This is a genomic window from Ruegeria sp. HKCCA6707, from assembly GCF_013033515.1.
Classification (GTDB): Bacteria; Pseudomonadota; Alphaproteobacteria; order Rhodobacterales; family Rhodobacteraceae; genus Ruegeria.
Genome location: NZ_WQEG01000002.1, coordinates 258,765 through 284,596, shown reverse-complemented (window position 1 = coordinate 284,596; position 25,832 = coordinate 258,765). Strand labels below are relative to the sequence as shown.

At 58.3% G+C, this 25,832-nt stretch carries 28 protein-coding genes; 13 read left to right on the top strand and 15 right to left on the bottom strand.

The features are described from left to right. Positions 1-31 precede the first annotated feature (31 nt). The 4 genes from lpxK to GOW40_RS07295 are packed head-to-tail and all read right to left on the bottom strand — an operon-like array spanning position 32 to position 4,385. A complete protein-coding gene (lpxK, locus tag GOW40_RS07310; RefSeq protein ID WP_171132188.1) occupies positions 32-1,033 on the bottom strand; it encodes a tetraacyldisaccharide 4'-kinase in 1,002 nt (333 codons plus the stop codon). After that, a complete protein-coding gene (locus tag GOW40_RS07305; protein ID WP_171136602.1) occupies positions 1,020-2,255 on the bottom strand; it encodes a 3-deoxy-D-manno-octulosonic acid transferase in 1,236 nt (411 codons plus the stop codon). Before GOW40_RS07305 ends, lpxK begins: the two co-directional genes overlap by 14 nt. After that, the gene (locus tag GOW40_RS07300; protein WP_171132192.1) at positions 2,252-3,052 is read right to left on the bottom strand and encodes a 3'(2'),5'-bisphosphate nucleotidase CysQ; all 801 of its coding nucleotides are present in this window, start codon (positions 3,050-3,052) and stop codon (positions 2,252-2,254) included. The genes GOW40_RS07305 and GOW40_RS07300 overlap by 4 nt, the downstream gene beginning before the upstream one ends. Continuing rightward, on the bottom strand, positions 3,039-4,385 hold the full coding sequence (locus GOW40_RS07295) for a TldD/PmbA family protein (RefSeq protein WP_171132194.1): 1,347 nt from the start codon (positions 4,383-4,385) through the stop codon (positions 3,039-3,041). Before GOW40_RS07295 ends, GOW40_RS07300 begins: the two co-directional genes overlap by 14 nt. A gap of 173 nt (positions 4,386-4,558) precedes the next feature. On the opposite strand from GOW40_RS07295, the gene GOW40_RS07290 reads away from it, so the two are divergent. After that, positions 4,559-5,239, top strand: coding sequence for an FkbM family methyltransferase (locus GOW40_RS07290; RefSeq protein ID WP_171132196.1), 681 nt, complete (start codon positions 4,559-4,561; stop codon positions 5,237-5,239). Positions 5,240-5,281: 42 nt separating this feature from the next. Here GOW40_RS07290 and GOW40_RS07285 read toward each other — a convergent pair whose 3' ends face one another. Further along, entirely contained in the window at positions 5,282-6,805 is a 1,524-nt protein-coding gene (locus tag GOW40_RS07285; protein ID WP_171230918.1) for a DUF2125 domain-containing protein, read from the bottom strand. Between the two features lie 134 nt (positions 6,806-6,939). Here GOW40_RS07285 and GOW40_RS07280 point away from each other — a divergent pair, with 134 nt between their 5' ends. The 3 genes from GOW40_RS07280 to GOW40_RS07270 are packed head-to-tail and all read left to right on the top strand — an operon-like array spanning position 6,940 to position 9,004. Further along, on the top strand, positions 6,940-7,689 hold the full coding sequence (locus GOW40_RS07280) for an SDR family oxidoreductase (protein WP_171132200.1): 750 nt from the start codon (positions 6,940-6,942) through the stop codon (positions 7,687-7,689). Next, a complete protein-coding gene (locus GOW40_RS07275) occupies positions 7,686-8,294 on the top strand; it encodes an enoyl-CoA hydratase/isomerase family protein (RefSeq protein ID WP_171136600.1) in 609 nt (202 codons plus the stop codon). Before GOW40_RS07280 ends, GOW40_RS07275 begins: the two co-directional genes overlap by 4 nt. Before the next feature lie 2 nt (positions 8,295-8,296). Beyond that, complete coding sequence (locus tag GOW40_RS07270; protein WP_371731824.1) at positions 8,297-9,004, top strand: VOC family protein; 708 nt, start codon at positions 8,297-8,299, stop codon at positions 9,002-9,004. Here GOW40_RS07270 and GOW40_RS07265 read toward each other — a convergent pair whose 3' ends face one another. Next, the gene (locus GOW40_RS07265) at positions 9,005-9,301 is read right to left on the bottom strand and encodes an HNH endonuclease (protein ID WP_171132206.1); all 297 of its coding nucleotides are present in this window, start codon (positions 9,299-9,301) and stop codon (positions 9,005-9,007) included. A gap of 45 nt (positions 9,302-9,346) precedes the next feature. Between GOW40_RS07265 and GOW40_RS07260 the strand changes: the two genes are divergently transcribed. Next, positions 9,347-10,534: a TIGR03862 family flavoprotein gene (locus tag GOW40_RS07260; protein ID WP_171132208.1), complete on the top strand. Its 1,188-nt coding sequence runs from the start codon at positions 9,347-9,349 to the stop codon at positions 10,532-10,534. Here the strand turns inward: GOW40_RS07260 and GOW40_RS07255 are convergent. From GOW40_RS07255 to GOW40_RS07235, 5 genes are all read right to left on the bottom strand, one after another. After that, a complete protein-coding gene (locus tag GOW40_RS07255) occupies positions 10,531-11,127 on the bottom strand; it encodes a glutathione S-transferase family protein (protein WP_171132211.1) in 597 nt (198 codons plus the stop codon). The genes GOW40_RS07260 and GOW40_RS07255 overlap by 4 nt on opposite strands. 69 nt (positions 11,128-11,196) lie before the next feature. Next, positions 11,197-12,225, bottom strand: coding sequence for a DNA polymerase III subunit delta (holA, locus tag GOW40_RS07250; RefSeq protein ID WP_171132213.1), 1,029 nt, complete (start codon positions 12,223-12,225; stop codon positions 11,197-11,199). After that, positions 12,222-12,713, bottom strand: a complete 492-nt coding sequence (gene lptE, locus GOW40_RS07245) for an LPS assembly lipoprotein LptE (RefSeq protein ID WP_171132215.1) — start codon at positions 12,711-12,713, stop codon at positions 12,222-12,224. Before lptE ends, holA begins: the two co-directional genes overlap by 4 nt. After that, positions 12,700-15,252, bottom strand: a complete 2,553-nt coding sequence (gene leuS, locus GOW40_RS07240; RefSeq protein WP_171132217.1) for a leucine--tRNA ligase — start codon at positions 15,250-15,252, stop codon at positions 12,700-12,702. Before leuS ends, lptE begins: the two co-directional genes overlap by 14 nt. Before the next feature lie 72 nt (positions 15,253-15,324). Next, positions 15,325-15,807, bottom strand: a complete 483-nt coding sequence (locus GOW40_RS07235) for a DUF3576 domain-containing protein (RefSeq protein ID WP_171132315.1) — start codon at positions 15,805-15,807, stop codon at positions 15,325-15,327. A 172-nt stretch (positions 15,808-15,979) separates the two neighbouring features. On the opposite strand from GOW40_RS07235, the gene GOW40_RS07230 reads away from it, so the two are divergent. Beyond that, positions 15,980-17,095, top strand: coding sequence for a porin (locus GOW40_RS07230; RefSeq protein ID WP_371731823.1), 1,116 nt, complete (start codon positions 15,980-15,982; stop codon positions 17,093-17,095). Positions 17,096-17,196: 101 nt separating this feature from the next. Next, positions 17,197-17,859: a YggS family pyridoxal phosphate-dependent enzyme gene (locus GOW40_RS07225; RefSeq protein WP_171132221.1), complete on the top strand. Its 663-nt coding sequence runs from the start codon at positions 17,197-17,199 to the stop codon at positions 17,857-17,859. Here the strand turns inward: GOW40_RS07225 and GOW40_RS07220 are convergent. Then, on the bottom strand, positions 17,840-18,340 hold the full coding sequence (locus GOW40_RS07220; protein WP_171132223.1) for a L,D-transpeptidase family protein: 501 nt from the start codon (positions 18,338-18,340) through the stop codon (positions 17,840-17,842). The two genes, GOW40_RS07225 and GOW40_RS07220, sit on opposite strands and share 20 nt — an antisense overlap. Continuing rightward, entirely contained in the window at positions 18,337-19,431 is a 1,095-nt protein-coding gene (gene ribA, locus GOW40_RS07215; protein WP_171132225.1) for a GTP cyclohydrolase II, read from the bottom strand. Before ribA ends, GOW40_RS07220 begins: the two co-directional genes overlap by 4 nt. 161 nt (positions 19,432-19,592) lie before the next feature. On the opposite strand from ribA, the gene GOW40_RS07210 reads away from it, so the two are divergent. Both GOW40_RS07210 and GOW40_RS07205 read left to right on the top strand, forming a co-directional pair. After that, positions 19,593-20,279 (top strand): response regulator transcription factor, encoded by a 687-nt coding sequence (locus GOW40_RS07210; protein WP_171101346.1) that lies wholly within the window; start codon positions 19,593-19,595, stop codon positions 20,277-20,279. Positions 20,280-20,530: 251 nt separating this feature from the next. Beyond that, positions 20,531-20,842: a hypothetical protein gene (locus GOW40_RS07205; RefSeq protein ID WP_171132227.1), complete on the top strand. Its 312-nt coding sequence runs from the start codon at positions 20,531-20,533 to the stop codon at positions 20,840-20,842. A gap of 49 nt (positions 20,843-20,891) precedes the next feature. Here GOW40_RS07205 and GOW40_RS07200 read toward each other — a convergent pair whose 3' ends face one another. Beyond that, positions 20,892-21,704 carry a DUF2189 domain-containing protein gene (locus tag GOW40_RS07200; protein WP_171132229.1) on the bottom strand — a complete coding sequence of 271 codons (813 nt, stop codon included), beginning with the start codon at positions 21,702-21,704 and terminating at the stop codon, positions 20,892-20,894. A gap of 213 nt (positions 21,705-21,917) precedes the next feature. Here GOW40_RS07200 and GOW40_RS07195 point away from each other — a divergent pair, with 213 nt between their 5' ends. The 4 genes from GOW40_RS07195 to GOW40_RS07180 all read left to right on the top strand — a co-directional run bounded on the left by GOW40_RS07195 (position 21,918) and on the right by GOW40_RS07180 (position 24,561). Next, complete coding sequence (locus GOW40_RS07195) at positions 21,918-22,706, top strand: exodeoxyribonuclease III (RefSeq protein ID WP_171132231.1); 789 nt, start codon at positions 21,918-21,920, stop codon at positions 22,704-22,706. 86 nt (positions 22,707-22,792) lie between these two features. Further along, the gene (gene trxA / locus GOW40_RS07190) at positions 22,793-23,710 is read left to right on the top strand and encodes a thioredoxin (RefSeq protein WP_171132233.1); all 918 of its coding nucleotides are present in this window, start codon (positions 22,793-22,795) and stop codon (positions 23,708-23,710) included. Positions 23,711-23,737: 27 nt separating this feature from the next. Beyond that, a complete protein-coding gene (locus GOW40_RS07185; protein WP_171132235.1) occupies positions 23,738-24,379 on the top strand; it encodes an LON peptidase substrate-binding domain-containing protein in 642 nt (213 codons plus the stop codon). Beyond that, the gene (locus GOW40_RS07180; RefSeq protein ID WP_171101333.1) at positions 24,376-24,561 is read left to right on the top strand and encodes a Trm112 family protein; all 186 of its coding nucleotides are present in this window, start codon (positions 24,376-24,378) and stop codon (positions 24,559-24,561) included. Before GOW40_RS07185 ends, GOW40_RS07180 begins: the two co-directional genes overlap by 4 nt. Here GOW40_RS07180 and GOW40_RS07175 read toward each other — a convergent pair. Next, on the bottom strand, positions 24,558-25,820 hold the full coding sequence (locus GOW40_RS07175; RefSeq protein WP_254444358.1) for an FAD-dependent monooxygenase: 1,263 nt from the start codon (positions 25,818-25,820) through the stop codon (positions 24,558-24,560). The two genes, GOW40_RS07180 and GOW40_RS07175, sit on opposite strands and share 4 nt — an antisense overlap. Positions 25,821-25,832 lie beyond the last annotated feature (12 nt).

The following is a 25,832-nucleotide window of genomic DNA, read 5'->3' as shown; positions in this document are numbered from 1 at the left end:
GCCCGGGTGACCGTTCAGGTCGGCCCGGGCGTCACTTGGGCGAAGGGGCGACGTTCAAGACCATCTCTTTCACCCGATCGTGCTCTGCCACTTGCAATCGCACGGGCAAGGTGATGACCTTGGCCCGAAAGGCCCGGGGTAGGCGCACCGCATCCTTTTCCGTTGTCACCATTTGTGCCCCCAGCAAGCGGGCTTCATTTTCCAGCCGTGTCATTAGCGCAGGTGTCAGAGGCTGGTGGTCTTCCAGGGCTTCGGCGCGCAGCAGCTCGGCCCCTTGTTGCCGCAATGTGCGAAAGAACTTTTCCGGGTGGCCGATTCCGGCAAAGGCCAAAACCTGCGTTGTGGACCAATCCATCCCGGTTTGCAGAGCGGTGACCTCGCCTTTGGCCTTGGGGATGGTGATCGCGCTCCCCCAGCTTTGTGTAAACTGGTCTTGTGCGTCGGACGCGCCCAAAGACAGCACCAAGTCGGCGCGTTTCAGACCGACGCTTACCGGCTCTCGCAAAGGGCCTGCGGGGATGCATCGCCCGTTCCCGAAGCCATTGGCCGCATCGACGACGATGATCGAAAAATCCTTGGCGACCGTTGGGTTCTGAAACCCGTCATCCAACACGATGACCGTCGCGCCCGCCTCAACGGCGGCTTTGGCGCCCGCTGCGCGATCCTTGGCGACCCAGACTTCGGCGAAGGCGGCCAGCAACAGAGGTTCGTCTCCGACCTCAGCCGCGCTGTGTTGGTTGGGATCGACCTTCACAGGCCCGTCCAATGCTCCACCATGCCCGCGCGTGACCACATGGGGGTGGTGCCAACTGTCGCGCAACACCTCCAACAGCCAGATCACGGTTGGGGTTTTTCCGGTTCCGCCCGCGTTCAGGTTGCCGACACATATCACGGGAATAGCGGGCCTATAGGCCTGTCGAGACGCGACCCGGCGCGCTGTGGCGGCGGCATAAAGGCTGCCCAATGGCGACAACAGCCGCGCGCGCAGTCCGGGATTGTCAGCCGGCATGTTCCAAAAATCAGGTGCGCGCACGGTTGGCTCTTCCCTTGTCCAGATAGTGCTGGACCAACTCTATCAGATCATCTGTCTGCGGCGCACCTTCGGTCACCAATTCCCACCCCGCCAGTGCCATATCTGCCGTGCGATCCGGCGCCAGAAGGTCAACAACCGCGTCGCCCAGCTCTGTTGCTGTACGCACCGTCACCGCCGCACCCGCCGAATCCAGCCGGTGATAGCTGTCGCTGTGGTGGATGACATAAGGACCATGGATCACCGAGGACCCCAATGCTGTCGACAGCAAAGGGTTCTGCCCGGTCGCGCCGCGCTCCAGAGATGTTCCCATAAAAGTCACGGGGGCCACCCGGTGCCACAGGCCCAGATCCTCGTCCGATGCCGTCAGAATGACTTGCGTATTGTCTTCAATTTGTTGTCCTTCGTCCCAGTTGGAACAGCGCAAATCCATAGCCTCAAGCCGCCGGTTCAAAGGGTCGGCTTCTGCAGTGTCGGCAACATGCAAAACCAGGGCAAGCCTTGGCAACAGCCGCATGGCCTGCCGATGCGCGCTTAGCACGGAAATGAACTCGGTGTCCTGAACCCAAGCAGCCAGCCAGACGGGGCGACCGCCCAAAGCATGGTTGGTTTCGATCAACTCATCTTCTGGCCAAGGTTGGGGATCAGGGCTAATGCGCAGCGGTGAGGATACAGAAACCTTCGACGAAGCAATCCCATACCTTCGAATTTGGCGGGCCGTGTTTTCGCTGCAAGTCTCAATCCTGTCAAAGCAATCCAGCGTGAAGCGCGTGATATCCGGCAGCCAGCGCCCCGAGCGCGACATGACAAGATCGACGACGCCTTCGAGCAAGATCATCGGAATGGCTTTTTCTTCCGCGCGGTTGATCAGATTTGGCATCAAGCCACCGCCGATCCAGATGCAAAGATCTGGCTGCCAATGGTCCAGAAAAGCGCGCGCCGGTCTTGGTTGATCAGGCGGTAGCGGTACAACTGGCCACAGGCTGTTGGACCAATCCGAAATGTTTGCGTCATACGGGGCGGTCAGTAAAAGCGAAACATCCGGTCGCGCAGCCAGAAGCCTGCTGGCGAAGTCTTCGATCACCGGCAATTTCTCGGGGCTGTTCAGATGCAGCCAAAGCAGCTCACCCTCAGGTCGCGGTGGCAGGTCGCGACCCATTGTCTGCGGCACTCCCCAGGACAGAATCCGGTACGCCGCAAGGCTGAGAGAGCGGGGTTTGCTCATTCAGGCAACCCGGCGCTGGTTTGATCGAGTTGCCCAAGCAACACTTCATGCAGATGCGCGCCGGCGGCCAATACGCCGTTCAGGCGCGGATGTGCATTGTTGAACCGCAGCGCAGTGCCTTTACGGTCAGTGCAATAGCCACCCGCCTCACGCAGGATCAGATCCCCCGCGGCGATGTCCCATTCCCAGCTGGGGCGCAATGTCAGCATGCCGTCAAACCGGCCCTGCGCAACAAGCGCCATCCGATATGCCAGTGAAGGGCGATAGACTCGCTTGAATTCCGGTACATTCCCGGCTTGCCAGTGGTGTGGCGCAAGGTTTGGCTTGGCTGCAAGCACCTCCGCTTCGGTCAAACCCTCAGGCTCCGAAACTTGTATCGGAGTTCCGTTCAGCGTGGCGCCCTGCCCAGCGGCGGCGGCGTAAAGAAGATCACGCATCGGCAGATAAATCACAGCAGCGGTCACAATGCCATTTTCGGCAATGGCAAGCGAATGGGCCCAGGTTTTCGACCCCTCGGCAAAGCTGCGGGTGCCGTCAATCGGATCGATGATAAAAACCGCGTCTTTGCCCAGTCGGTCGTCCGTGTCTTCGGTCTCTTCGCTAAGCCAGCCATAGCCGGGTCGCGCGGATTGCAGCTTGCGCTCCAGCATTTCGTTGACCGCCAGATCCGCCTCGGTCACTGGCCCTGCACCGTCGGGCTTGTCCCAGCGCTGCGCTTGTGGGCCCGAATACCGCGTCGCGATTTGCCCCGCTTCCAGTGCGGCGTCGATCAGCAGTGACAGGTCAGTTGCCGGCAAGTGTCATCCCTTCGATCAGGATCGATGGAACCACCCGCGACAGATAGGTCCGCGCGTCATTGGCCGGGATGATGCGCATCAGCATATCGCGCAGGTTGCCCGCAATTGTACATTCGTTGACGGGATAGGTGATCTCACCGTTTTCAACCCAGAACCCAGATGCCCCGCGCGAGTAATCTCCGGTATTGGGGTTGATCGTCGAACCGATCATCGACGTCACCAAAAGCCCCGTACCCATGTCGCGGATCAGGTCTGCGCGGCTTTTTTCGCCTTGTGTGAGGGCGAGGTTCCAATTGCTGGGTGACGGTGGGCCAGAAACACCCCTTGCTGCATTCCCGGTTGAGGTCATTTCGAGCTTTCGGGCGCTCGACAGGTCGAGCGTCCACCCGGTCAGCACACCGTTTTCCACAATGGCGCGGCGACGGGTCGGCAGACCCTCGGCATCAAAGGGCCGCGAACCCGAAATACGCGGGCGATGGGGGTCTTCGATCAGCGACAGGGTTTCAGGCAGCACCTGTTCGCCCAGACTGTCCTTCAGCCAAGACGCGCCTCGCGCAATTGCGGCACCATTGCTGGCCCCCAGCAAGTGGCCGATCAGCGATGAGGAAATGCGTTCGTCAAACAAGACAGGAAAGCTCCCGGTCTCGGGCTGACGTGCGCCCACCAGCGAAACGGCGCGTTCCCCAGCAGACCGCCCGATTTCGGACGGATCACGCAAATCGGCCTGAAAACTGCGGCTGTCTCCGTCATAGTCGCGTTCCATCCCGGTGCCTTCACCAGAAATGGCAACGCAGGATGTGGACCTGCTGGTCCGCGCATAACCGCCCGAGAAGCCATTGGTCGCAGACAGGTGAACCCGGTGCATGCCGTACCCTGCCGCCGAATCCGAGACCTGACTGACACCTTCCACTGCCATGGCCGCAGCCTCGGCTTGTAGCGCATCCTGCATCAGCACTTCGGCTGTGGGCTCCGGTGAAGGATCACAAAGCTCTAGCGCGTTCAGATCCCAATCTTGAATCAGCTGGTCTGCAGCCGCCAGCCCAGTAAACGGATCCTCCGGCGCTTCTTTGGCCATGGCCACGGCCCGCTCGGCCATTGCGGCCAGAGTTTCTGGGCGGCTGTCCGAACTGGACACGATCGCCTGCTGTTTGCCCAGAAACACCCGCAGACCCAGATCCGTGCCCTCGGCCCGTTCGGCGTGCTCCAAAGCCCCTTCGCGCACTTCGACGGAAACCGAGGTGCCGTCGATCACGATGGCGTCTGCCGCCTCGGCCCCGGCCTTGCGCGCGGCGTCCAACAACTGATGGCTGATGTCTTCGGGTGTTCGGGTCATGCGGCCTCCGGTCTGATTCAATTGGACCTAGCCTTGCGCGGGCAAGCCCGCAAGGGTCGAAGCCAATTTACCGGGCGTTTTGCCGGGCTATCCACAGGGTTTGACAAACAGTTGAGATATAGCCGCGCTGGCGCTTTGCCGTTATTTAGGATGAAAACGAGCAGAGGATTTCAATGTCGGACCATCTTGACTTGCACGGGGTATTAATCCCAGACGATCCCGCAATCATCGCCCCGCAGGTGAAACGCTCAATCGTTGCCGGGCGCTATGAAAAGGATGAGATGAACGGCCTGCCCAAGTTCATCGATCCCGCTGATCGGGTGGTTGAACTGGGTGCGGGCATTGGTTTTATCTCGTCCTTTCTGATGAAAAAGCTTGGCGTGCAGCAGGTCACCTGTATCGAGGCAAACCCCACCCTATGTGCCTTCATAAAACGGGTGCATGGGGCCAATGATCTTGCGGGGGGCGAGGTTATGAATGCCGTTGCCAGCGCAGACCCTCAGATCGACGGCACCGCTACATTCTACATACGCGATCCCTTTTGGTCGTCATCTCTGGACGCCAAGCCCGACTTCGTTTCACAAGCGCAGGTTTCGCAGCTGCCACTAACACGAGTTCTACGCGACACCGACGCAAATGTTCTGATAGTCGATATCGAGGGCGGTGAGAAAGCTCTGTTTGACGGTCTGGATCTGGCAAATGTCCAGAAAGTCTATCTGGAAGTGCATACCCGCAAGATCGGGCTGCGAGGAATAAAGGCGTGTTTCGACTGCCTGTCCGACTTGGGTTTTGTTTATGACCAGCGGGTCAGTCGTGGTGGATCTGTCTTATTTCGTCGTATTGGACGACGTTAGAAAATGATTGGGGAAGGCAGGCACTCCGCCTTCCCCGAGAAATTACTTCAGACGCTGGCCATTCGCGAGGATCTGGCCATCCTCTGTGAATTCGATCTTTGAATTCAACGTGTCAGGCTCTTCGCCCGGTACGGCCATCAGACCCATCATCATACGCGCCCCAAGCGCGTCATTCTCGGTGATCAATCCCATACCGATCAACTTGTCGATCAGTGCGTTGGCGCCCACCAATTGCAAATTGGCGACACCCGCAGGCGTCGGCATCCCGCCAAAGGCCTGGGTGTTGGTGTTGTCAAAGGTGAAATCGCCATCGCCGGTCAGTTTGGCGCCGACCAGTGACACAAGCAGTTCGTTTATTTTCAGCGAATGCAGTTCACCTGGCGTTACGTCGCCGGTTGCGAAGGTTTCGACCGCTTCCTCGTCCATGAAATCAACCAGAACCTTCCCGGTTCCGCTTGTGTCAACGACAATGGTCGCCGGATCGCGTGGCAAGGATCCTGCCGGGTCAAACAGGCTCCACAGGACATCCGACATGGTGAAATCGGTGAGGTTCATGCCGAAGCTGAACGATTGAATTTCGTCCGAGGCCATAAGCGGGAAGTCGAATTTGAATCCCGCCTTTTCCATCGCAACTTCAATCGGGAATGGCAGATCAGCTGTGGTCACTGCGACTTTGGCGCTGTTCTGTTCAACATCGTAGGCAAGATGTCCCGCGTCGATGCTGCCGGCAAGGCGACCACCCTCGGAACTACTGCTCAGAGAAAAGCTTTCGCCTTCGGCAGTGCCTTGGACTTCCGCACTGCCTGACCCATAGGTGAAAGAGCCTTCGCCCGAGAAACCAGCGTCATAGAAGGCCTGAACATCGGTCGTGTCCACATTGGTTGGAATGGTCGATTTACCTTCCATCACCAATTGTCCCATTTGGCCGCGGATCTGTCCGGCGTCATCGCTTTCAGGATCGTCGAACACAAATGCGTAGGTGGCGTCACTTGCGGTGAAACTTTGATCAACATCGCGTTTTTCGCCAACCAGCATGCGGGTCTTGCCCGTCACGTTATTGATAGAAATATTCGCGCCCATAGCGTCTTGCGGGATGGTTTCGTCGCCAACCGTGATTGAAGTCAAATCCAGGGTCAGGTTATCCGCGACATAATCATAGACGATATCTTCGGGTGTTCCGGAAACGTCCATCGACAAACCGGAATTGGTATACTGAATTTCAGCAGAAAACTCTTCACCTTCTCCGGCGCCGCTCAGAACGATCGGAAAGCTTTCGGGGAAGTTCAGGCTGACTGTACCGTCGCCGTTTTCCGTCATTGTCATTTCGGGCATGGTGATTTCGATCTGCCCATCGGTGTCTGGCAAATCCAAGGCCATGACCATGTTCGAAATTGTCGTGACATTGCCCGACGTGGCCTCGTCGCCGGTGACAGTATACCCGACGCTGGCCATGTATGATTGCCAATCGGCCCAAACATCCTTGGCGGTGACGTCAGCAAATGCGCCTTGTGCAACCACAGCATAGGCCAGTACCGCGCCGCAACTGCGGTGGAGGAAAACAGACATAGGAGAACCCTTCTCAATCAAATTTGACGGCATCGTCGTGCCTGCCGTTAGCGCCGTCAAGGGGCAAGGGGTGGACCTATTCCCCTTTTGCACGTTACGACTTGGCGAAGAATTTGGATCCAAGGGATTAGCATATGTCGATGCAGGGAAAAACTGTACTGATTACGGGCGCCAGCCGCGGTATCGGAGCTGAAGCAGGGCGCGTATTTGCCGCAGCAGGGGCCAATGTGGTTCTGGTTGCGCGCAGCGGCGATCAAATTAACGCCTTGGCGGCAGCGCTGGGCGAGAATGCAATGGCGCTCAGCTGCGACGTGAGCGATTTTGCGCAGGTCGAACAGGCGGTCGCTGATTGCGTTGACCGGTTTGGCGGGCTGGATGTTCTGGTCGGCAATGCCGGGGTCATTGATCCGATTTTTCATTTGTCCAATGCTGATGTGGCGGCTTGGAGCGCGGCGATTGACATCAACCTGAAAGGCGTCTTCTACGGAATGCGCGCGGCATTGCCCGTCATGCGCGCGGCTGGGGGTGGGACGGTGCTGACCGTGTCCTCGGGTGCGGCCTCGAACCCTGTTGAGGCCTGGAGCCATTATTGCGCGTCCAAAGCCGGGGCCAAGATGCTGACCGAGTGCCTGCATCTGGAAGCGGCGCATCATGGTATCCGCGCGATGGGTCTTTCCCCTGGTACGGTCGCGACCGATATGCAGCGGGTGATCAAGGCCAGCGGTATCAATCCCGTAAGCCAGTTGGATTGGGATGACCATATCCCGGCTGACTGGCCCGCCCACGCGCTGCTTTGGATGTGCTCAGGCGACGCGGATGAGTTTCTGGGCACCGAGATTTCATTGCGCAACGAAGACATTCGGGCGCGGGTCGGTCTTGCGTGATCGACCTGACCAAGGAAGACGGGCTTTGGATTGTCACGCTGAACAACCCCGATAAGGCCAATGCGCTGACCGGCGCGATGCTGTCCGATCTATTGCAAATTGCCCAAGATGCGACAGAGGCGCGGGCCTTGATCCTGACAGGCAAAGGCAGGGTATTCAGCGCCGGGGCTGATCTGGATGAGGCACGCGCAGGGCTTGCCACATCAGACCTGTGGGAAAAGCTGTCGGGTGCGATTGCCGCATTGCCTTGCCTGACGGTCGCCGCCCTGAACGGCACGCTGGCCGGAGGTGCAAACGGCATGGTCTTGGCCTGCGATCTGCGCATCGCTGTACCCGAGGCCAAAGTGTTCTACCCGGTGATGAAGCTGGGCTTTTTGCCTCAGCCCTCGGATCCAAAGCGTATGTCCGCCTTGATTGGCCCGGCGCGGACTAAGCTGATCCTGATGGCCGGACAAAAGATCACTGCAGCCGAGGCTTACGAGTTTGGCTTGATTGATCGCGTCGTCGAGCCTGACGCTTTGATGCCGACGGCGCGCGCTCTAGTGGCCGACAGTCTGGCGGCCAAACCTGAGATCGCGGCAGGGATCGCCGAGCAGTGCCGATGAGGATGTCGGCCCTAAAGCTGCGCGTGGCCGATCCGGAAGGATTGGCCAGGTTCTACCGCGATCTGCTGGGCATGCGGATCCAAGCCGATGGTGAGGCCCGGCGCGTCGGCTATGCCGGTGTGGGCGCTGATCTGCTGCTGCTACCGGGTGGTGGAGGCTTCACGGCGGATCGGGGTCAACGGTATTGGAAGATCGGAATTACCTTGCCGAATGTCGATCTGGCGGCCCGGCACTTGAACGACTTAGGCGTTCCGGTCAGCACCCCACGCCAGTTTCAGGACATTGGTTATATGTGCCACCTGAGTGACCCCGCAGGGTTCGAGATCGAACTTTTGCAACAGGATTTCGAAGGCAATCGGCCTGAAGGTGCCGGCGATCCTGATGCCCCATTCGCAGAGGCCACGATTGGCCAGATCACCCTGCGCACCGGTGATATTGCGGCAGAGGACGCGATATGCCGTCGTTTGGGAATGCGCCTGCTGTCAGTGCAGGATGTGGCGGATTATGGCTTTGATCTGCATTTCTATGCCTTCACCGACGAAACTCCACCCGATGCCGATCTGTGGGCCGTGGAGAACCGCGAATGGTTGTGGAAGCGCCCTTATACAAACTTGGAATTTCAGCATATTACCGATGCGCAATTTGCGCCGGTGCCTGACTATCAAGGCATTGAAATCGAGGGCCGCGACACACCGATCTTTCGGAACTAATCACCGCCCCCGCCGCTTGCCCGGCACTTTCGATTGAAACCCGGGCGGGCGTTTTCGAACCCAGGTCAGAAATTTCTCAAGCCGGGGGTGGCTGCGCAGGCTTTCAACCGTGTAGTAGCTGCGGGCCAGCTCGGCCTCAGTCAGGGTTGCGTGCACTTCCTTGTGGCAAATCTTGTGCAGCAGAACCGTTGGCCCGCCCTTGCCTCCTTTGAGTTTTGGGATCAGATGGTGCAGGCTGCCACCGCCCTCGGGGATCGGGCGGTCGCAAAGCGGGCAGGTCGGTGTACCATCGGTCATCGCAAGAAACTCGCGTGGAAACAGGGCGAAGGCAAGAGGGCAGCAATGGCGCAGGCAGTAGTGATCGGGGCAGGACCCGCCGGGTTGATGGCCGCCACGCAGCTGGCCGCTGCCGGGCACAGCGTTTTGGTGGCCGAAGCCAAGCCTTCGGTTGCACGCAAATTCCTGATGGCGGGAAAATCGGGCCTGAACCTGACCAAAGACGAGCCCTTTGACAAACTGATCAACGCCTACGGGCCAGCCGCGGAATGGCTGCGACCGATTATAGGCGAAATGGATGCCAAAGGCGTTCAAGATTGGGCCCGTGATTTGGGGCAAGAGCTGTTCAGCGGATCAACAGGCCGGGTGTTTCCGACGGTGATGAAAGCCTCGCCGCTTTTGCGAGCGTGGCTGGCTGAATTGACCAACGCAGGCGTGCAGATCCAAACGCGTTGGCGCTGGGCTGGATGGGACGGCAAAGACCTTCTGTTTGAAACACCTGAGGGCGTGCAGCACATTCAGCCGAATGCCACTGTTCTTGCGATGGGCGGGGCCAGCTGGGCGCGGTTGGGTTCGGACGGTGCTTGGGCCGAGCTTTTGGCGCAGCGCGGGGTTTCCTTGCAGCCGTTCGCCCCAGCAAATGCGGCCCTGTCGATGGATTGGAGCCCCCATATGCACCCCCATTTTGGGTCTGCGCTGAAATCAGTGCGCTGGAGCGCGGGGGATCAAACCAGTCGCGGAGAGGCCACGATTTCCGCCAAGGGGCTGGAGGGTGGGGGGCTCTACCCGCTGACGCCAGAGTTACGCAGTGGTGCGCCCTTAGTCGCCGAACTTCTTCCCGACGTCACGCTGGACGTCCTGCGTGATCGTTGGCGGGCAAAGAAACCCAAGGCGACGCTGACCCATTGGTTTAAGAACACGCTGCGGCTGACACCTCAGAAAATCGCTTTGTTTCACGAGATGTCCAAAACCCAAGGAACGGCACAGGACGTGCCCGAGCTTCTGAAACACCTGCCAATCCACCACGCCGGTCTGCGCCCAATGGATGAGGCGATCTCGACCGCTGGGGGGGTGACGCGCGACGCGGTGGACGACACTTTGATGCTGAAAGCTTTGCCGGGCGTGTTCTGCGCCGGGGAGATGCTGGACTGGGAAGCGCCCACAGGGGGCTATCTGCTGACGGCCTGTTTGGCCACCGGGCGTTGGGCGGGGCGCGCCGCCGCAGATTGGCTTGATCAGCGCTTGCTGGGTTAGGCTTTTGCCGCCATCTCGGCCATTCTCATATGGGCCGGTCGCGCGCGCATTTCTTTGCCATAGGCGCTCAGAACATCCGAGTTCAGGGGGAAGCCAGAGTTTCGGGCCCAGCTCATGCAGTGGATCAGCAAGATATCGGCGATGGTCATCTTGTCGCCCATCAGGAACGGACCTTTAAAGCGCTTTTCCAGCCGTTGGAAATTACGATCAAACTCCCATTCGACTGACGCGCGAATGGCCGGAACCCGCTTGTCTTCCGGCAGTATGAAACTGTGGCGCGCAGCCACCCACAAAACGGCGTCGATCTCATCCAGAATGGTGTGGAACAGCGCATCTTGCTCGGCCCGCTCAAGAGTGCCAGCCGGATAGGTCAAGGCCCCATGTTTGTCCGCCAGATACGTCGTAATGGCTGAACTGTCGGAAATGGCGCGGTCACCGTCGATCAGTACCGGAACCTTTCCCGAGGGGTTCAGGGCCCAGATTTCGGGTGTCCGAGGCGCAGCGGGCTCTAACTCATATGGCGCGCCGATCTCTTCCAACATCCAGATCACCCGCGATGTGCGGGTCATGACGGGGCCGTAAAGCTTGTACATGCGTTTATCCTGCTGATTGCCTTTGCGCAGTGTGCTGACGCTAGGGGCCGGGTCAAGCGAAACCCTTTCTCAGCGTGACCGCGCAAGCATCGCCAGGCGGATCATGGCACGCTCGACCAAGGCCATGGCCGGAGCGGTTTGCCCGGCCGAGCGCAGCGCCAGGTCGGTATCTGTCAGAACGCTAAGCGCGGTCTGCAGTTTTGGTGCCCCCCACCCCTGCGCCTGTCGCAAGATCCGGTCCCGCCGCTTGCCATAAACCGGCGGGCGCAGTTTGCCGATTCCCTGGGCCGCACCGCCCGGGTCCGATGCACAAGCGTAAAGCGTGCGAAAATGCCGGGTCGCCCCGATACACAACGTGACCCCATTGGTCCCTTGCGCCTGCAACCGGCGGATCAGCGGCCCGATCTGACCGGGTTGCCCTTCGGCCACCACGTTCAGAACATCGTCCAGGGCTGCCTCGTTGGATTGCGGCGCGCAGGCTTCGATGTCATCAATGCTCAACTCACTTGGGTCATCACGCTTGTAAAGCGAAAGCTTTTCGACAGTCTGCGCAAAATCACCGGGGCTGAGGCTCACGGCCAGCTCACTCAGGGCTGCCATCATGTCGCGCGGTACATTTTGCAACCCGGCGGTGCTGACAATACGCTCAACTTCGGCGCGCGACGGGGGATCATCATAGATACCAACGGCATAGGCGTTCGCGTGGCTCTCGAATGCCTTGCGAATCTTCGAGCTGGGTTTGAGTTGACCAGCTGTCACGATGATCTGCGCGTCGCCGGGGGCCCAATCCTCCAGCGCGGATATCAGTGCCGGGGCTGCTGCGTCGGTCGTGTCTTCGACAAAGACCGCACGCGGGCCAGGAAAGAACCCCACCGCTTTGATCGCATCAAGCACCAAAGTTGGGTCGCCGCGCAGATCTGATCCGGGCATCCGTGTCAGACGCATCTCTTCCTCAGCTCCGGGGCCGAGCAATGCCGCCAGCACTTGTTGACGCTTCAGCGCCACGCGCATGCCATCTGCGCCGTAGATCAGCAGACCTGTTTTGCCTGCGTCCGGCTTGGCGAAATACCCTTCGGCCTCACGCGGGCTCAGCTTCATGAGGCAAGACCGGGCGCGGCATAGAGGCGATTCACGATTTGATCTGACAGAATCACCATCAACCGCTCCCGCGCCGCCCGTTCATCGGCCAGTGCAGATACGGTCGAACCCGCTGCTGAATAAGACACAAAATCCGACACTTGGCCCGATGCCAGAACCTGACCGGTATCGGATGAGGTCAGGGTGAAATTGGCACGGCCATCGATATTGAGCCGATCTGTCTCGTTCGATGTTGTGATCGAAGCTGCCCGCGTGTTGGTCGTGACGTTCACTGCAAGGGCAAAGTCACTGGTCGATGTCGCGCTGCGACCTAAACGACGCTCAAGACTCTGCACCAGCAAGAAGCTTTCGACAGAGTTTGGCGCAGATACTTTCACCCGTCCGTTCAGCGTATCACCCGCGCCGCCCGGCGCATAAACCGGCTCGAACCCGCAGGCGGCTAGCGCCAGCGGCATAAGCAACAGGGATCTGCGATTAAACGACGACATTCACGATCCGGCCCGGAACAACGATCACTTTCTTGGGTGTGGCGCCGTCCAGCGCCCTTTGCACAGCTTCGGTGCTGAGCGCCAGTTTTTCAACCTCGTCCTTGGGCAAATCCTTGGCCACGCTGATTTCCGCGCGGCGCTTGCCGTTGACCTGAATTGGCAAGGTCACCGTGTCATCGACCAGCATCGCCTCATCTGCGACAGGCCAGGGGGCCGTGGCAACGAGCCCTTCGCCGCCCAGCATCTGCCAAAGCTCTTCGGACAGGTGAGGTGTCATCGGCGACATCAGTTGCGCCAGGGTTTTGGCGGCCTGGCGTTTCGCATCGGTCCCGGCCTTGGACTTCGCCAATGTGTTGGTGAAGGCATAGAGCTTGGCGATCGAGGCATTGAAGCCAAAGGATTCGACGCCGCCCGACACGTCGTGGATGGCCTTGTGCATCTCGCGCAGCAGGATTTTGTCCTCTGCATTGGCGGGAATGTCTGAGTCGACGATCTCGGAGGCTATGCGGTGCACACGGCTGAGGTGCTTGAAAGCGGCTTCAGCGCCCGAGGCGGTCCATTCCACGTCGCGCTCGGGTGGCGAATCGGACAGCACGAACCAGCGCGCTGTGTCGGCACCAAAGGCGGAGATGATGCTGACGGGGTCGACCACATTCTTTTTGGATTTCGACATTTTGGCCGAAGGGATGATCTCGACCTCGGTGCCATCTGCCAGCTTACCATCCGTTACCTCTTCGGGCAGGTGATAGACGGGGCGGTCGTTTTTGTCCCTAGTCTGGTAGATCTCATGCGTCACCATTCCCTGCGTAAACAGGGCATCAAAGGGCTCGATGGCTTTCTTCGGCAAGTTTCCGGTGACATTCATCGCCCGCGCAAAGAACCGTGAATAGAGCAGGTGCAAAATCGCGTGCTCAATGCCACCAATATACTGATCGACATTCATCCAGTATTCGGCCTCGGCCAGATCGGTCGGGGTTTCGGCGCGGGGCGCGGTGAAACGGGCGAAATACCAGGACGAATCGACAAACGTGTCCATCGTGTCGGTTTCGCGCTTGGCAGGCGCACCGCAGGCCGGGCAGGCACAATCGCGCCAGTTCGGGTGGCGGTCCAACGGGTTGCCTGGGATCGAAAAGTCGATCGGATTGCCATCGCCATTGTCGTAGGGCAGCTGGATCGGCAGGTTTTCTTTCTTCTCGGGCACCGTGCCGCACGTATCGCAATGAACCACGGGAATCGGGCAGCCCCAGTAACGCTGACGGCTGAGGCCCCAATCGCGCAGGCGGTATTTGGTTACACCTTCGCCCCAACCGGCCTTCTCGGCGAAATCCACTGTTGCGTTGATCGCTTCATCTCCGGTGGCTTCGGTCAAACCAGCGAAATGGTTCACCCAGCGGACCTTTTCGGTCTTGGGTGGAACAAAAGCGATTTTGTCGACGGGTGTGTCATCCTCGAGCGCAAAGAAAGTATCGATCACCGGCAGGTCGTATTTCCGGCAGAAATCCAGGTCGCGCTGATCGTGGGCCGGGCAGGCAAAGATCGCGCCAGTGCCATAGTCCATCAGGATGAAATTGGCGATCCAGACCGGCAGCTCCCAATTCGGATCCAGCGGGTGCTTGACCTTTATGCCGGTGTCATAGCCCAGCTTCTCGGCCGTCTCAATTGCCTCTTCTGTCGTTCCGCCTTTGCGGCATTCCGCAACAAATTCAGCGACTTCGGGGCTTTCGGCCTCAAGCTGCTTGGCAATCGGGTGATCCGGTGAAATCCCGACGAAAGATGCGCCCATCAGAGTGTCGGGCCGGGTGGTGTAGACGGTGATCGGTTCCTCGCCATCGGTGCGTTCGAACCCAAATTGCAGACCACGCGACTTGCCGATCCAGTTCTCCTGCATCAGCCGCACCTTGGCAGGCCAGTTGTCCAGCGTGTCGAGTGCGCTCAGCAATTCCTCGGAGTAATCCGAGATCTTGAAGAACCATTGTGTCAGCTCGCGACGCTCCACCAAAGCGCCCGAGCGCCAGCCACGGCCGTTTTCCACCTGCTCATTGGCCAGAACGGTCATATCGACCGGGTCCCAGTTTACCACCGCGTTCTTGCGATAGACCAACCCGGCCTCGAGCATGTCCAGAAACAACGCCTGCTGCTGGCCGTAATATTCCGGGTCGCATGTGGCAAATTCGCGCGACCAATCGATCGACAGACCCAGCGGCTTCATCTGACCGCGCATGTCGGCGATGTTGCTGTAGGTCCAGTCCTTCGGGTGGCCGCCGCTGGCCATTGCCGCGTTTTCGGCAGGCATGCCAAACGCGTCCCATCCCATTGGGTGCAGCACGTTGTGGCCGGTTGCCAGCTTGTGGCGGGCGATGACGTCGCCCATCGTATAGTTGCGCACATGCCCCATATGGATTCGGCCGGACGGGTAGGGGAACATCTCAAGCACATAATATTTCGGCTTGTCCGCCTTGTGATTGGCGACAAAGATTCCGGCCTTGTCCCAGGCCTCTTGCCATTTTGCTTCGATTTCGTTGGCCGAATAGCGCGACATTGTGCGGTCCTTGGTGAATGAAAACGCCGGGTGAGAACCCGGCGTGGTAATAGTGTGATTTTCGGCGGGTTGCTAGAACTTACTGTCTGCGATGCGTAGCTGGCGGGCACGTGACAGAATCGCGTCTTCAACCGCACGCGTGGTTGCAGCACTCACAGGTGCGCCACCGCTGGTTTGCAATGCAACCGAAAGCGAGCGCGCCGCAAGCGCAGGATCGCTGATATGTACCGTGGCCCGATATGAGCGCCCGCCACCGGGCGGTGTGCCGTAGCCGGTAACAATCACGCCGGTGAACGGATCAACCTCTTGAATCGGCAGGAAGTTGAGAATATCCAACGATGCCGTCCATAGATACCGGTTCACGTTGGTGATCTGCTCATTATTGTTCGGTCCAAAGACATCCCATATCGACGTACGATTCGGATCATTCAGCTCACGCTCTTCGGTAGAACTGCCGTCGACCGTTAAAACACTGGCATCCCCGGGGGGCGGGGCTCCGCAGGCTGAGACCGTGACGCTTGCAATCACCAAACCCATAATCGTCATCAGGCGCATCGTCAGAAAGTCCTGTATCGCTTGTTTTAACTTGTTCGCCATACTCCTAGAGAAGGACCCGACCTGCAACAAGTGTATTCTTTAGATGCTTGCGCGCCCGAAGGCGTGAATGCGGTCAAAACCGACTGTGACATCCTTGCACCAATTTAGGCCGAAAGACGGCAGTCCTAATATGCCAAGCTTGCGTAAAGGGGGGAAAAAGAGCGAAACGGTTCCCGTGCTGAGACGTGTGCTGTGCGCTCGTCGAGTAGAAAAACTTTTAACCGAGGGAAACAAGATGAAAAAAGTTCTCTTCGCAACGACTGCGCTGATTGCCACCGCCGGCGTTGCATCCGCCGAAATCAACTTCAGCGGCCTGGGCCGTTTTGGTATTGGCTACCAAGAAGACCGCATTGGTTCGGTTCCGAACATTCCGACAACCACCGGTCAAGGTACAACAGCTGTTGTTGACACCGACAACACAATCCTGATCTCGCGCTTCCGTCTGAACATCGACGGGAATGCTGAAACTGATGGCGGCGTTGAATTCTCGGCTCGTGTTCGTCTGCAAGCTGACGAAAACGCCGGCAACGGTGAAGCCAACGCCGCTAGCCTGAGCGGCGCGCGCTTCTCGGTCATCTACGGCGGTTTGCGTGTTGACGCTGGCAACGTATCGGGTGCCTTCGACAACTTGGCAAACTACTACGGTAACGAGCCTGGTCTGGAAAGCTTCATCGGTCAGTATTCGGGTGTTAACTACAGCTTCCTGGCCTTCTCGTCGACTGGCGCCGGTTCAAACGCCGTGTTCTTCCAGTACGCAGTTGGTGACTTTGCATTCGGTGCTTCTTACGACCAGGCAACATTTGCCGTTGGTGGTGTTCCTCAGGACGCAGACCGTTGGGACGTGAGCGCGACCTACACCTTCAGCAACGTCACTGCCGCTCTGGCTTATGGTGAAACTGATGCCGGTTTCGGCGGCTCCAACCCGAGCTTGCTGGTTCTGACCCTGGGTGCCGAATTCGGCGATTTCTCGGGTACAGTGTTCGTAGCTGACGACCAAACTCAAATTGCTGCCACAGATGGCACTGCATGGGGTGTGTCGGCAGCCTTCAACGTTGGTTCGGCTCTGACCCTGACCGCTGCTTACGGCGACGGTAACGCAGACGCAGATACCCAGCAGTACGGCATCGGCGCCATCTACGACCTGGGCGGCGGTGTATCGCTGCGCGGTGGTGTAGGTGTAAGCGATTGCGACATCTGCGCGGACTCTTCGACACGTGCGGACTTCGGTGTTCAGTTCAACTTCTAAGTTGATCTAAAACACAGAGTTCTGGGGCAGGTCTTCGGACCTGCCCTTTTCTTTTGCCGCAGCATCGTGTTTCTCTGCAGCAAACAGAGGACGAGGGGCAAATGTCGCTGCAGGAAATCACCAAACGAATCTCGAATGCCGAAGCTGCCGCCGGGCGCCCATCGGGCTCTGTTGATCTGATCGCAGTGTCCAAGGTGCAGCCAATTGAGCGTGTCGAAGCCGTGTTGCAACAAGGCCACCGGTGTTTTGGTGAAAACCGAGTTCAGGAAGCCGCGACTAAGTGGCCCGATTTCAAAGAGCGCTTTGACGGTATCGATCTACACTTGATTGGCCCTTTGCAGACAAACAAAGCGCGCCAAGCAATGCAGCTTTGCAACGCCATCCATTCGGTCGACAGGCCAAAATTGGCCAAAACTCTGGCGCGCTTGGCGCAAGAGATCGGGGCCTGCCCTGACCTTTTTATTCAGGTAAACACGGGCGAGGAAGAGCAGAAGGCGGGAATACTGCCTGCAGAGGCCGACGCTTTCATCACCGAATGCCAAAGCCTGGACCTGCCGATCCGAGGTTTGATGTGCATTCCGCCAGTCGATGAAGAACCTGCGCTGCATTTTGCCTTGCTGGCCAAAATAGCAGAGCGCAACGGTTTGACCGGACTTTCGATGGGCATGAGCAGCGATTTTGAATCGGCTATTGCGCTTGGCGCGACCCATGTGCGCATCGGCTCGGCCATTTTTGGTGCGCGGGTCAGGCCCGAGGCACAATAACCCGCGTGCCGGGTGACACATGTCGCGCGATCCAACGCAAATGGTTACGACGAAAGGCCAGGCACCCTTCGGTCGGATAACCGCGCCGCCGCCATTGATGCAGAAAAATCGCTGATCCGCACCCTGGAACCGCATTGGGCCAGTTCCAATCCGTCAGCAACACCAGATCATATAGAGGGTCCGCACGGCGCAGTTTCTCATGGCTGTGCGGATAGGGTGCCCGGACCCAATGGTTATAGGCCACATCCCTAGAATCATCCGACCAAAAGTCACCGGGGCCAATCGGTTTGGCCCAAGATGTTGGCTGCGCCAACCGGTCGGGACGATAGAGCATTCCGACGATGTGCAATACGCCAATAGGCGTTGCCCCGTCACCTTCACGCTTTTCGTTGCTTAGACCACCTTTGCCGATCGAGCAGGGGAACATCCGTCCAAGAAAACGCACGCCTTTCGGCGTCAGAACCAGATCCGCAGGACTCACAACAGATGCCCGGATTTCGCTGCTTTGGTCGCCAGATACGCACGATTATGCGCTGTTTCGCCAACTTTCAGCGGGACGCGTTCGGTTACAGCAATCCCTGTGCGTTCCATCATCGCAATCTTCGCCGGGTTGTTGGTCAGCAACCGTACGGCCCCAAAGCCCAGCGACTTCAGAATATCCGAACCCAGGCGAAAATCGCGCTCATCATCCTCAAACCCAAGTCGATGGTTGGCCTCAACCGTGTCGAAGCCCTGATCCTGCAGAAAATAGGCCCGCATCTTGTTTGCAAGCCCGATGCCACGCCCTTCCTGGTTCAGATAGAGCAGAACCCCTTCGCCCTCGGACCCCATCTGAGCCAGCGCGCCGCGCAGTTGCGGGCCGCAATCGCATTTCAGGCTGCCCATCAGGTCACCTGTAAAACAAGCTGAGTGCAATCGGGCCAAAACCGGTTTGCTGCGGTCGGGGCGGCCTATTTCAATGGCGTAATGTTCCTCACCACCGTCTTCTGGACGATAAACATGCAATCGTCCGGCCTCGGACACCTCCATCGGCAGCCGCGCGGCGACCACTTCGCGAAGGGGGCTGCGATCTGCCAGATGCGGGGCCGCGCGCGTATGATCAATGCAAGTCAGGCCGTGGGCGGCTGCAAAACTGCGGCCATCCTCGATGGGTGCGATGACCGCCGCCGGCAGGATTCGCGCTGATTTGGTCAAAGCAATTGCTATGCGGTGCAGATTGGCATTGCCTAGCCGCTCGGTCATCAACGGACCCTTCATCGGGGTGTTCAGGTCATCAGACGGATCAGCCACGGCTTGAACCCATGCATGATCAGCATCAGCCGGAATCATGACGCGCGCCAGATCGCCATCATACGCGCGTGCTTTGAGGGTTTCGGCCCGCCTTCCTGTGATCGCCACCACCTGGCTATCCCCGAGGGCGCGCAGGTCTGCAAGACGCTGCGGGCTGAGTGTCTCGCACGCCACGGCCAGAACGCTGTTTCCAGTATCATCCGCCAGCACGACTGGAACGCCCATACGCAGATCAGCCCGCGCTCGCGCCAGCAATTCGGTGATGTCCGGAATAAGACTCATGCCTGTTACCCTGTAACGTTTCGCTCATTTCCTAGCGGGATTGATCAGAAATGTGAAACATTTCCTATACATCAGACACGAGGGCGTGAGACCGTTGCAGTAAACCTTGTTGATTGACGCGAGCGCGCGCAATTGATTGACAGGACGAAGGAGGACCGGACATGGCTCAGCTCAAGAAAATCCTGCTGGTGGATGACGATGAAGATCTGCGCGAGGCGCTTAGCGAGCAACTTGTGATGACCGAAGATTTCGACGTTTTCGAAGCGTCGGACGGAGCATCCGCAATGGAACGCGCACGCGAAGCGATCTATGACCTGGTCATCCTTGATGTTGGTCTTCCCGACACAGACGGACGTGAGCTGTGCCGCCTGATGCGCAAGCAAGGGGTCAAAAGCCCGGTCCTCATGCTGACAGGTCATGACAGCGATGCGGATACGATCTTGGGTCTGGATGCGGGCGCCAATGACTATGTCACCAAACCGTTCAAATTCCCGGTTCTTTTGGCCCGCATTCGCGCGCAACTGCGCCAGCATGAGCAATCCGAAGACGCCGTCTTTGTTCTGGGCCCCTATACGTTCAAGCCAGCCATGAAAATGCTGATCACCGAAGATGACCGCAAGATTCGTCTGACCGAGAAAGAGACGAACATTCTGAAATTCCTCTATCGCTCGACCGATGGCGTGGTGGCCCGCGATGTGCTGCTGCACGAGGTCTGGGGCTATAATGCGGGGGTTACAACCCACACATTAGAGACACATATCTATCGCTTGCGGCAGAAAATCGAGCCTGATCCGTCGAATGCGCGCCTTTTGGTCACAGAATCCGGCGGATATCGTCTGGTGTCTTGATCCAAGCTAGAATGATGTGGATCAAAGTGATACCGTATAGGTGAGATAACATACCCCATCCCGCGCATGTCCGGGTTATGACATGTACCTCCCTGTTGGACTGCCGGGCCTGATGGCCCGGCTTTTTTTGCGCAAACGGCTTCGTAGCATCGTGTATTGGCGCTAAGTACGGGTATAAACAATAGGCGAATACTCAAGTTTTGGCCTGACTCAAAGATTTTGAGAAGATCGCCTATTGCGCGGATATCTATATGATTTTCATGAGAAAAAGTTGCCCGTTTCACTGCGGCGGAACATTTTCACTACGAGAAAAAATTCAAATTGCAGATGGCGGTGACAAACAATGCAATCGTTGTGATCAAAGCGTTGAAATTCCGATTTGGGCGGATTTCATTCTCGGAATGTACACAGGTTTAGCGCCTTTCTTCTTTTTCGCGCCTCTGATCATTTTAGTACTCAGAGGAATGTATGCAGCTGCATTTGGCCTTGTCGCGTTTGTATTATTGATTTGGCTGTCTATCGTCTGTGCAGCATCAATTCGAAAACACGAGAAAGTTGTTTGAATTCATCGCTGTAGATACAGTTTTTATCCATGCAGGTATCACAGGCAGTCTAACCGTCATCAGCTGGAATGGCGCGTTGATACAGGTGCCATGTGGTGTGACCCAAGATCGGAAGGGTGAAGATCAGGCCCAGAAAGGCCGGTACCAGTGAGAGCAGCACAGTGACCGAGATGATCGCAGCCCAGCTGAGCATCACCACCGGATTTTCGGTGACCACACGGACCGAGGTCAGCATGGCGGACACGAAATTGGTATCTCGGTCCAGCAACATGGGCATGGCAACTACGGTGACCGAGAACAGTACCGCAGACAAAGCCGCGCCGACGCAGGTTCCTATGGCAAGGAAGGTCCAGCCTTGCGGTGTAAGGAATACAGTGTTCAAAAACCCGCCAAAGTCCGAAAAGGACGCATCCTGCAGAATGATCGCCAGCCATAGCCGGATCTGGTAGGTCCACACCCAGAAGATGAACAGGGTAACAAAGGCCATCCAGCCCATCTCTCGCTTGCGCTGCTTGGCCATCACGGTCAGGATCTCTGCCCAGCCAAACGGCTCTCCGGTCTGCAATCGTCGTGACATTTCATAAAGCCCGGCAGCCGCGAAGGGTGCGACCAGTGGAAAACCGACAGCAGCGGGAATGATCATCCAGATCTTGCCAAGCCAGACCAGGCACCACACAAACAGAATCCCGAAAACCGCATAGAACAGGCCGAAAAAGCCGCTCATAAAAGGGCGCGCCAGAAAGTCGGCAAACCCAGCCTTGAGCGAGGCGGTGATATCAGCGGCGGTCAACGTATTGACCTTGTATTCACCCGGTCGCGGTGCACCCGTCTCCTCGGGTGGGCTTGCTGTCTTCGATGTCATGACACGTTCCTCCATATGGCGCTGAACGATGTGTCTGTTGGCCCGGCGGAAAGACCGACCTGTCCCGTAGTCTGCCTTAGGGGTTCATTTTGAGCAAGTGAAGCGGCTTTGCGCAGACCTGCCGCGTGCAGTGTCACCGACGGTCTTTTCTCATGGCAACCTCTGCTACACCGCGTTAACCTCCGGCCAATTGCGACAAAGGAATCCTCCGCTATGCCCTTTACCCTTGCCACTTGGAACATCAACTCGGTCCGCTTGCGAGAGCCTATCGTGCTGAAATTGCTGAAAGAAGAGGCCCCGGATATTCTGTGCCTGCAAGAGTGCAAGTCGCCGGTCGAAAAGATACCAACCGAAGGATTTGCCGCGCTGGGCTATACGCACATGGTTGCGCGCGGACAGAAGGGCTATAACGGTGTCGCCATCCTGTCGCGCCTGCCGATTGAGGAAGTCGGCGACAAGGATTTCGCCGGCCTTGGCCATGCGCGTCATATTGCCGGACGGTTGGAAAATGGCGTAACCATTCACAATTTCTATGTTCCGGCAGGGGGCGATGTGCCGGATCGTGAGGTGAATGAGAAGTTTGGTCAGAAACTCGACTACCTCACAGATATGCGCGACTGGTTCCACAGCGAGAAGCCTACAAAATCCATTCTTGTGGGCGATCTGAACATCGCCCCGCGCGAAGATGATGTATGGTCGCATAAACAATTGCTGAAAGTCGTCTCGCACACGCCGATTGAGGTCGAGCATCTGGCCGAGACGCAGGATGCTGGCGGTTGGGTCGACATAACGCGGCAGGACATCCCCGAAGGTCAGCTTTTTAGCTGGTGGTCGTACCGCGCGCGCGATTGGGATGCGGCAGATAAGGGGCGCCGCTTGGATCACGTCTGGGCCACGCCCGATATTTCGAACGCAGGCCATTCCAGCCGCATCCTGCGGGACGCACGCGGATGGGAAAAACCCAGCGATCATGCACCTGTTTTCGCGACATTCGACGTCTGAGATCTAGAAAAACACCTATTTGCGCCTTGGTTTCCGCGACAGGCGGTTGCATATAAGGCGCAAAGACGAACCTGAAAGTGAAAGCCATGGACCTTCTGAACGGCGCAGACAGCACCCCAGCCAGTGATTTGATCAAGGACGGAACCGAAGCCACTTTCATGGCCGACGTGGTCGAAGCCTCGCAAGAGGTGCCGGTGATCGTGGACTTCTGGGCGCCGTGGTGCGGCCCCTGCAAAACGTTGGGCCCCATGCTGGAAGAGGCTGTCACGGCAGCCAAAGGCGCGGTGAAGATGGTCAAGATCAACGTGGACGAGGCGCAGATGATCGCCTCGCAAATGCGCATCCAGTCGATCCCGACCGTTTATGCGTTCTCCAAAGGTCAGCCGGTGGATGGTTTTCAGGGTGCCGTACCGGGGTCCGAGATCAAGGCGTTTGTTGATCGTGTGATCGAAGCCGCCGGTGGTGAGAGCCCAGGCGGTCAGCTTGAGGATGCGGTGCAAGCTGCCGAGGAAATGCTGGCCGAAGGCGCTGCGGTGGATGCTGCGCAGACATTTGCGGCCATTTTGGGTGAAGATCCCAACCATGCAGGTGCTTATGGCGGCCTGGTCCGCTCGCATATCGCCTTGGGCGATCTGGAACAGGCCGAGGCCATCCTGAACGGAGCACCCGCAGAGATCTCGGCAGCCCCCGAAATCGAAGCCGCCCATGCGCAACTGGAGCTTGCCAAACAGGCTGCGGACGCGGGCCCTGTGGGCGAGCTGACTGCAGCGGTCGAGGCCGAGCCGGACAATCATCAAGCGCGGTTTGATCTGGCGCAGGCGCTACACGCCAATGGCGATGTAGAAGAGGCGGTTGCGCAATTGCTTGAACTGTTCCGGCGTGACCGCGAATGGAACGATGGTGCGGCCAAGGCGCAGCTGTTCACGATCTTTGATGCGCTCAAGCCCAATGATCCGGTGGTGCTGAACGGGCGTCGAAAACTCAGCTCGATGATATTTGCCTAAATCGTGATCAGGGCTAAGTTCGATGCTATGATGCATCCCGCCGATCTGCCGGACACAGTTTCCGTATTTCCGCTGCCCGGGGCCGTACTCTTGCCCCGCGCGCGCCTGCCGCTGAACCTGTTTGAACCGCGCTACCTGCAAATGTTCGATGACGCATTGAAGACGCCGGAGCGCATGATCGCGATGGTGCAGCCAAGCCCAAGTGCAAGCGATGAAAAGCGATTGCACAAAATCGGATGTGCCGGGCGGGTCACGCAGTTTTCCGAAACTGAAGATGGGCGGTATCTGATTACGCTCACCGGGATTTCGCGGTTTCGCATTCAATCCGAGTTGGACACATTTACCCCCTATCGGCGCTGCGCCGTGACCTGGGAGGGGTTCGATCGGGATTTGGGCAAACCCGAATCTGACACCGGATTTGACCGCGTTTCTTTCATGAGTTTGCTCGAGCGGTTTTTTACGTCTCGCCAGCTGTCCACCGACTGGGAAACCATGAAACACGCGGATGACGAGCTGCTGGTCAACTCGTTGTCAATGCTTCTGGATTTCGCCCCCGAAGACAAGCAGGCTCTGTTGGAAGCGCCTTGTTTGCGGACGCGTCGCGAAACGCTTGTCACCTTGATCGAATTTGCCATGCGGGGCGGCACCAACGAGGAAAAATTGCAATGACCGACGCCGAACACGCTTTTGACCGCCACATGCTTGAGGCGCTGATCTGCCCGCAGACCCATACGACCTTGCATTACGATGCTGAAAAACAAGAGCTGGTGTCAAAAGCCGCCGGGCTGGCCTTTCCGATCCGCAATGGCATCCCGGTGATGCTTGTGGATGAGGCGCGCACGCTGGACTAAATCGCACGCCCTTGCAGCAACTTGGGCAGGTCGCCGGTCAAACCTGCGGCCTCGCGCACAAACCCCCGGCGCAGGCCCGGCAGGGATCCGACGATCCCCATGCCGATGTCGCGCCCAAGGCGCAGTAAAGGGTTGTCGTTGGAAAACAGCTTGTTGAACACATCCGTCGCCATTGCCAGTGACGCCGTGTCAAACCGTCGCCATTCTTGATAGCGTTCCAGCACCAACACCGATCCGATATCTTCTCCGCGTCGCCCGGCGAGGGTCAGAACCTCGGCCAAAGCGCCCACGTCACGCAAGCCAGCGTTCAGGCCCTGGCCCGCAATCGGGTGCATCCCATGGGCTGCATCCCCAACCAGGGCCAGCCGGCCGGCAATGAACGCATTGGCAATGGTCAGGTTCAGCGGATAGGTAAAGCGGTCGCCTGCCAGCCGGATATCGCCCAGGAAATCCCCGAAACGCGGGCGCAGAACTTCAAGATATGCGTCATCAGACAGCGCGTTGATCTGTTGCGCGGCTTCTCGGGTTTCGCTCCAGACAATCGAGCTGCGGTTGCCCGTCAGGGGCAGAATGGCCAGCGGCCCCGGGGGCATAAAGAACTGATGCGCAATGCCGTGATGCGGCAAATCGTGCTCGATAGCGCAGACCAGCGCGGTCTGGCCATAATCCCAGCCTGTCCGTTTGATCCCCGCCCGCACAGCCGTCCCGCTATTGCGCCCATCGCATCCCACCAGCACACGGCCTGTTAGGGTCTGCCCATCCTCCAGCGTCACACTTGCGCCACTGGTGTCGATCTGCTGTGCGGTTACAGATGTGCCGTTCACCAGAGTAATCCGCGGCTCGACTGCCATCGCGTCTAGAAAGGCGCGGCGCAGGTGACGGTCTTCGACCATATAGCCCATCGGGCCCTCTTCGATCTCGGCATGGTCGAAATGCATGAAAAAGGGCGAAGGGCCCGCGCCTGCATGACCATCGGTGACCTTGATCTCAAGCATGGGCTGCGCATGATCCTCGACACGCTCCCAGATGCCGATTGCGTCTAGCAAACGCTGAGAGGCGAGCGCCAAGGCATATGCGCGCCCGTCGAAGGCCGCGTTCTTGCGCACCTTTTCCGTCAAAGCGTCGATCACCGTGACCGAATGCCCGGTTTGCGCCAAAGCCAGGGCCAGAGCAGGCCCATTCAACCCACCGCCTACGATCAGAATATCAGAACCAAATGTCATGCCCTGCAATATGCGCGCCCTTTCGGGATTGTCCATGTGCAGTCCTGT

Coding starts and splice junctions, on each gene's coding strand:
- holA (WP_171132213.1), bottom strand. CDS start 12,225: ATGAAGCTGAGCCCGCGTGAGGCCGAAGGGTATTTCGCCAAGCCGGAC.
- GOW40_RS07295 (WP_171132194.1), bottom strand. CDS start 4,385: ATGACCCGAACACCCGAAGACATCAGCCATCAGTTGTTGGACGCCGCG.
- GOW40_RS07205 (WP_171132227.1), top strand. CDS start 20,531: ATGATTTTCATGAGAAAAAGTTGCCCGTTTCACTGCGGCGGAACATTT.
- GOW40_RS07285 (WP_171230918.1), bottom strand. CDS start 6,805: ATGTCTGTTTTCCTCCACCGCAGTTGCGGCGCGGTACTGGCCTATGCT.
- GOW40_RS07305 (WP_171136602.1), bottom strand. CDS start 2,255: ATGAGCAAACCCCGCTCTCTCAGCCTTGCGGCGTACCGGATTCTGTCC.
- trxA (WP_171132233.1), top strand. CDS start 22,793: ATGGACCTTCTGAACGGCGCAGACAGCACCCCAGCCAGTGATTTGATC.
- GOW40_RS07265 (WP_171132206.1), bottom strand. CDS start 9,301: ATGACCGATGGTACACCGACCTGCCCGCTTTGCGACCGCCCGATCCCC.
- GOW40_RS07180 (WP_171101333.1), top strand. CDS start 24,376: ATGACCGACGCCGAACACGCTTTTGACCGCCACATGCTTGAGGCGCTG.
- GOW40_RS07255 (WP_171132211.1), bottom strand. CDS start 11,127: ATGTACAAGCTTTACGGCCCCGTCATGACCCGCACATCGCGGGTGATC.
- leuS (WP_171132217.1), bottom strand. CDS start 15,252: ATGTCGCGCTATTCGGCCAACGAAATCGAAGCAAAATGGCAAGAGGCC.
- ribA (WP_171132225.1), bottom strand. CDS start 19,431: ATGAGTCTTATTCCGGACATCACCGAATTGCTGGCGCGAGCGCGGGCT.
- GOW40_RS07280 (WP_171132200.1), top strand. CDS start 6,940: ATGTCGATGCAGGGAAAAACTGTACTGATTACGGGCGCCAGCCGCGGT.
- GOW40_RS07225 (WP_171132221.1), top strand. CDS start 17,197: ATGTCGCTGCAGGAAATCACCAAACGAATCTCGAATGCCGAAGCTGCC.
- GOW40_RS07210 (WP_171101346.1), top strand. CDS start 19,593: ATGGCTCAGCTCAAGAAAATCCTGCTGGTGGATGACGATGAAGATCTG.
- GOW40_RS07175 (WP_254444358.1), bottom strand. CDS start 25,820: ATGGACAATCCCGAAAGGGCGCGCATATTGCAGGGCATGACATTTGGT.
- GOW40_RS07185 (WP_171132235.1), top strand. CDS start 23,738: ATGATGCATCCCGCCGATCTGCCGGACACAGTTTCCGTATTTCCGCTG.
- GOW40_RS07270 (WP_371731824.1), top strand. CDS start 8,297: ATGTCGGCCCTAAAGCTGCGCGTGGCCGATCCGGAAGGATTGGCCAGG.
- lptE (WP_171132215.1), bottom strand. CDS start 12,713: ATGTCGTCGTTTAATCGCAGATCCCTGTTGCTTATGCCGCTGGCGCTA.
- GOW40_RS07235 (WP_171132315.1), bottom strand. CDS start 15,807: ATGCGCCTGATGACGATTATGGGTTTGGTGATTGCAAGCGTCACGGTC.
- GOW40_RS07230 (WP_371731823.1), top strand. CDS start 15,980: ATGCCAAGCTTGCGTAAAGGGGGGAAAAAGAGCGAAACGGTTCCCGTG.
- GOW40_RS07290 (WP_171132196.1), top strand. CDS start 4,559: ATGTCGGACCATCTTGACTTGCACGGGGTATTAATCCCAGACGATCCC.
- GOW40_RS07195 (WP_171132231.1), top strand. CDS start 21,918: ATGCCCTTTACCCTTGCCACTTGGAACATCAACTCGGTCCGCTTGCGA.
- GOW40_RS07260 (WP_171132208.1), top strand. CDS start 9,347: ATGGCGCAGGCAGTAGTGATCGGGGCAGGACCCGCCGGGTTGATGGCC.
- GOW40_RS07200 (WP_171132229.1), bottom strand. CDS start 21,704: ATGACATCGAAGACAGCAAGCCCACCCGAGGAGACGGGTGCACCGCGA.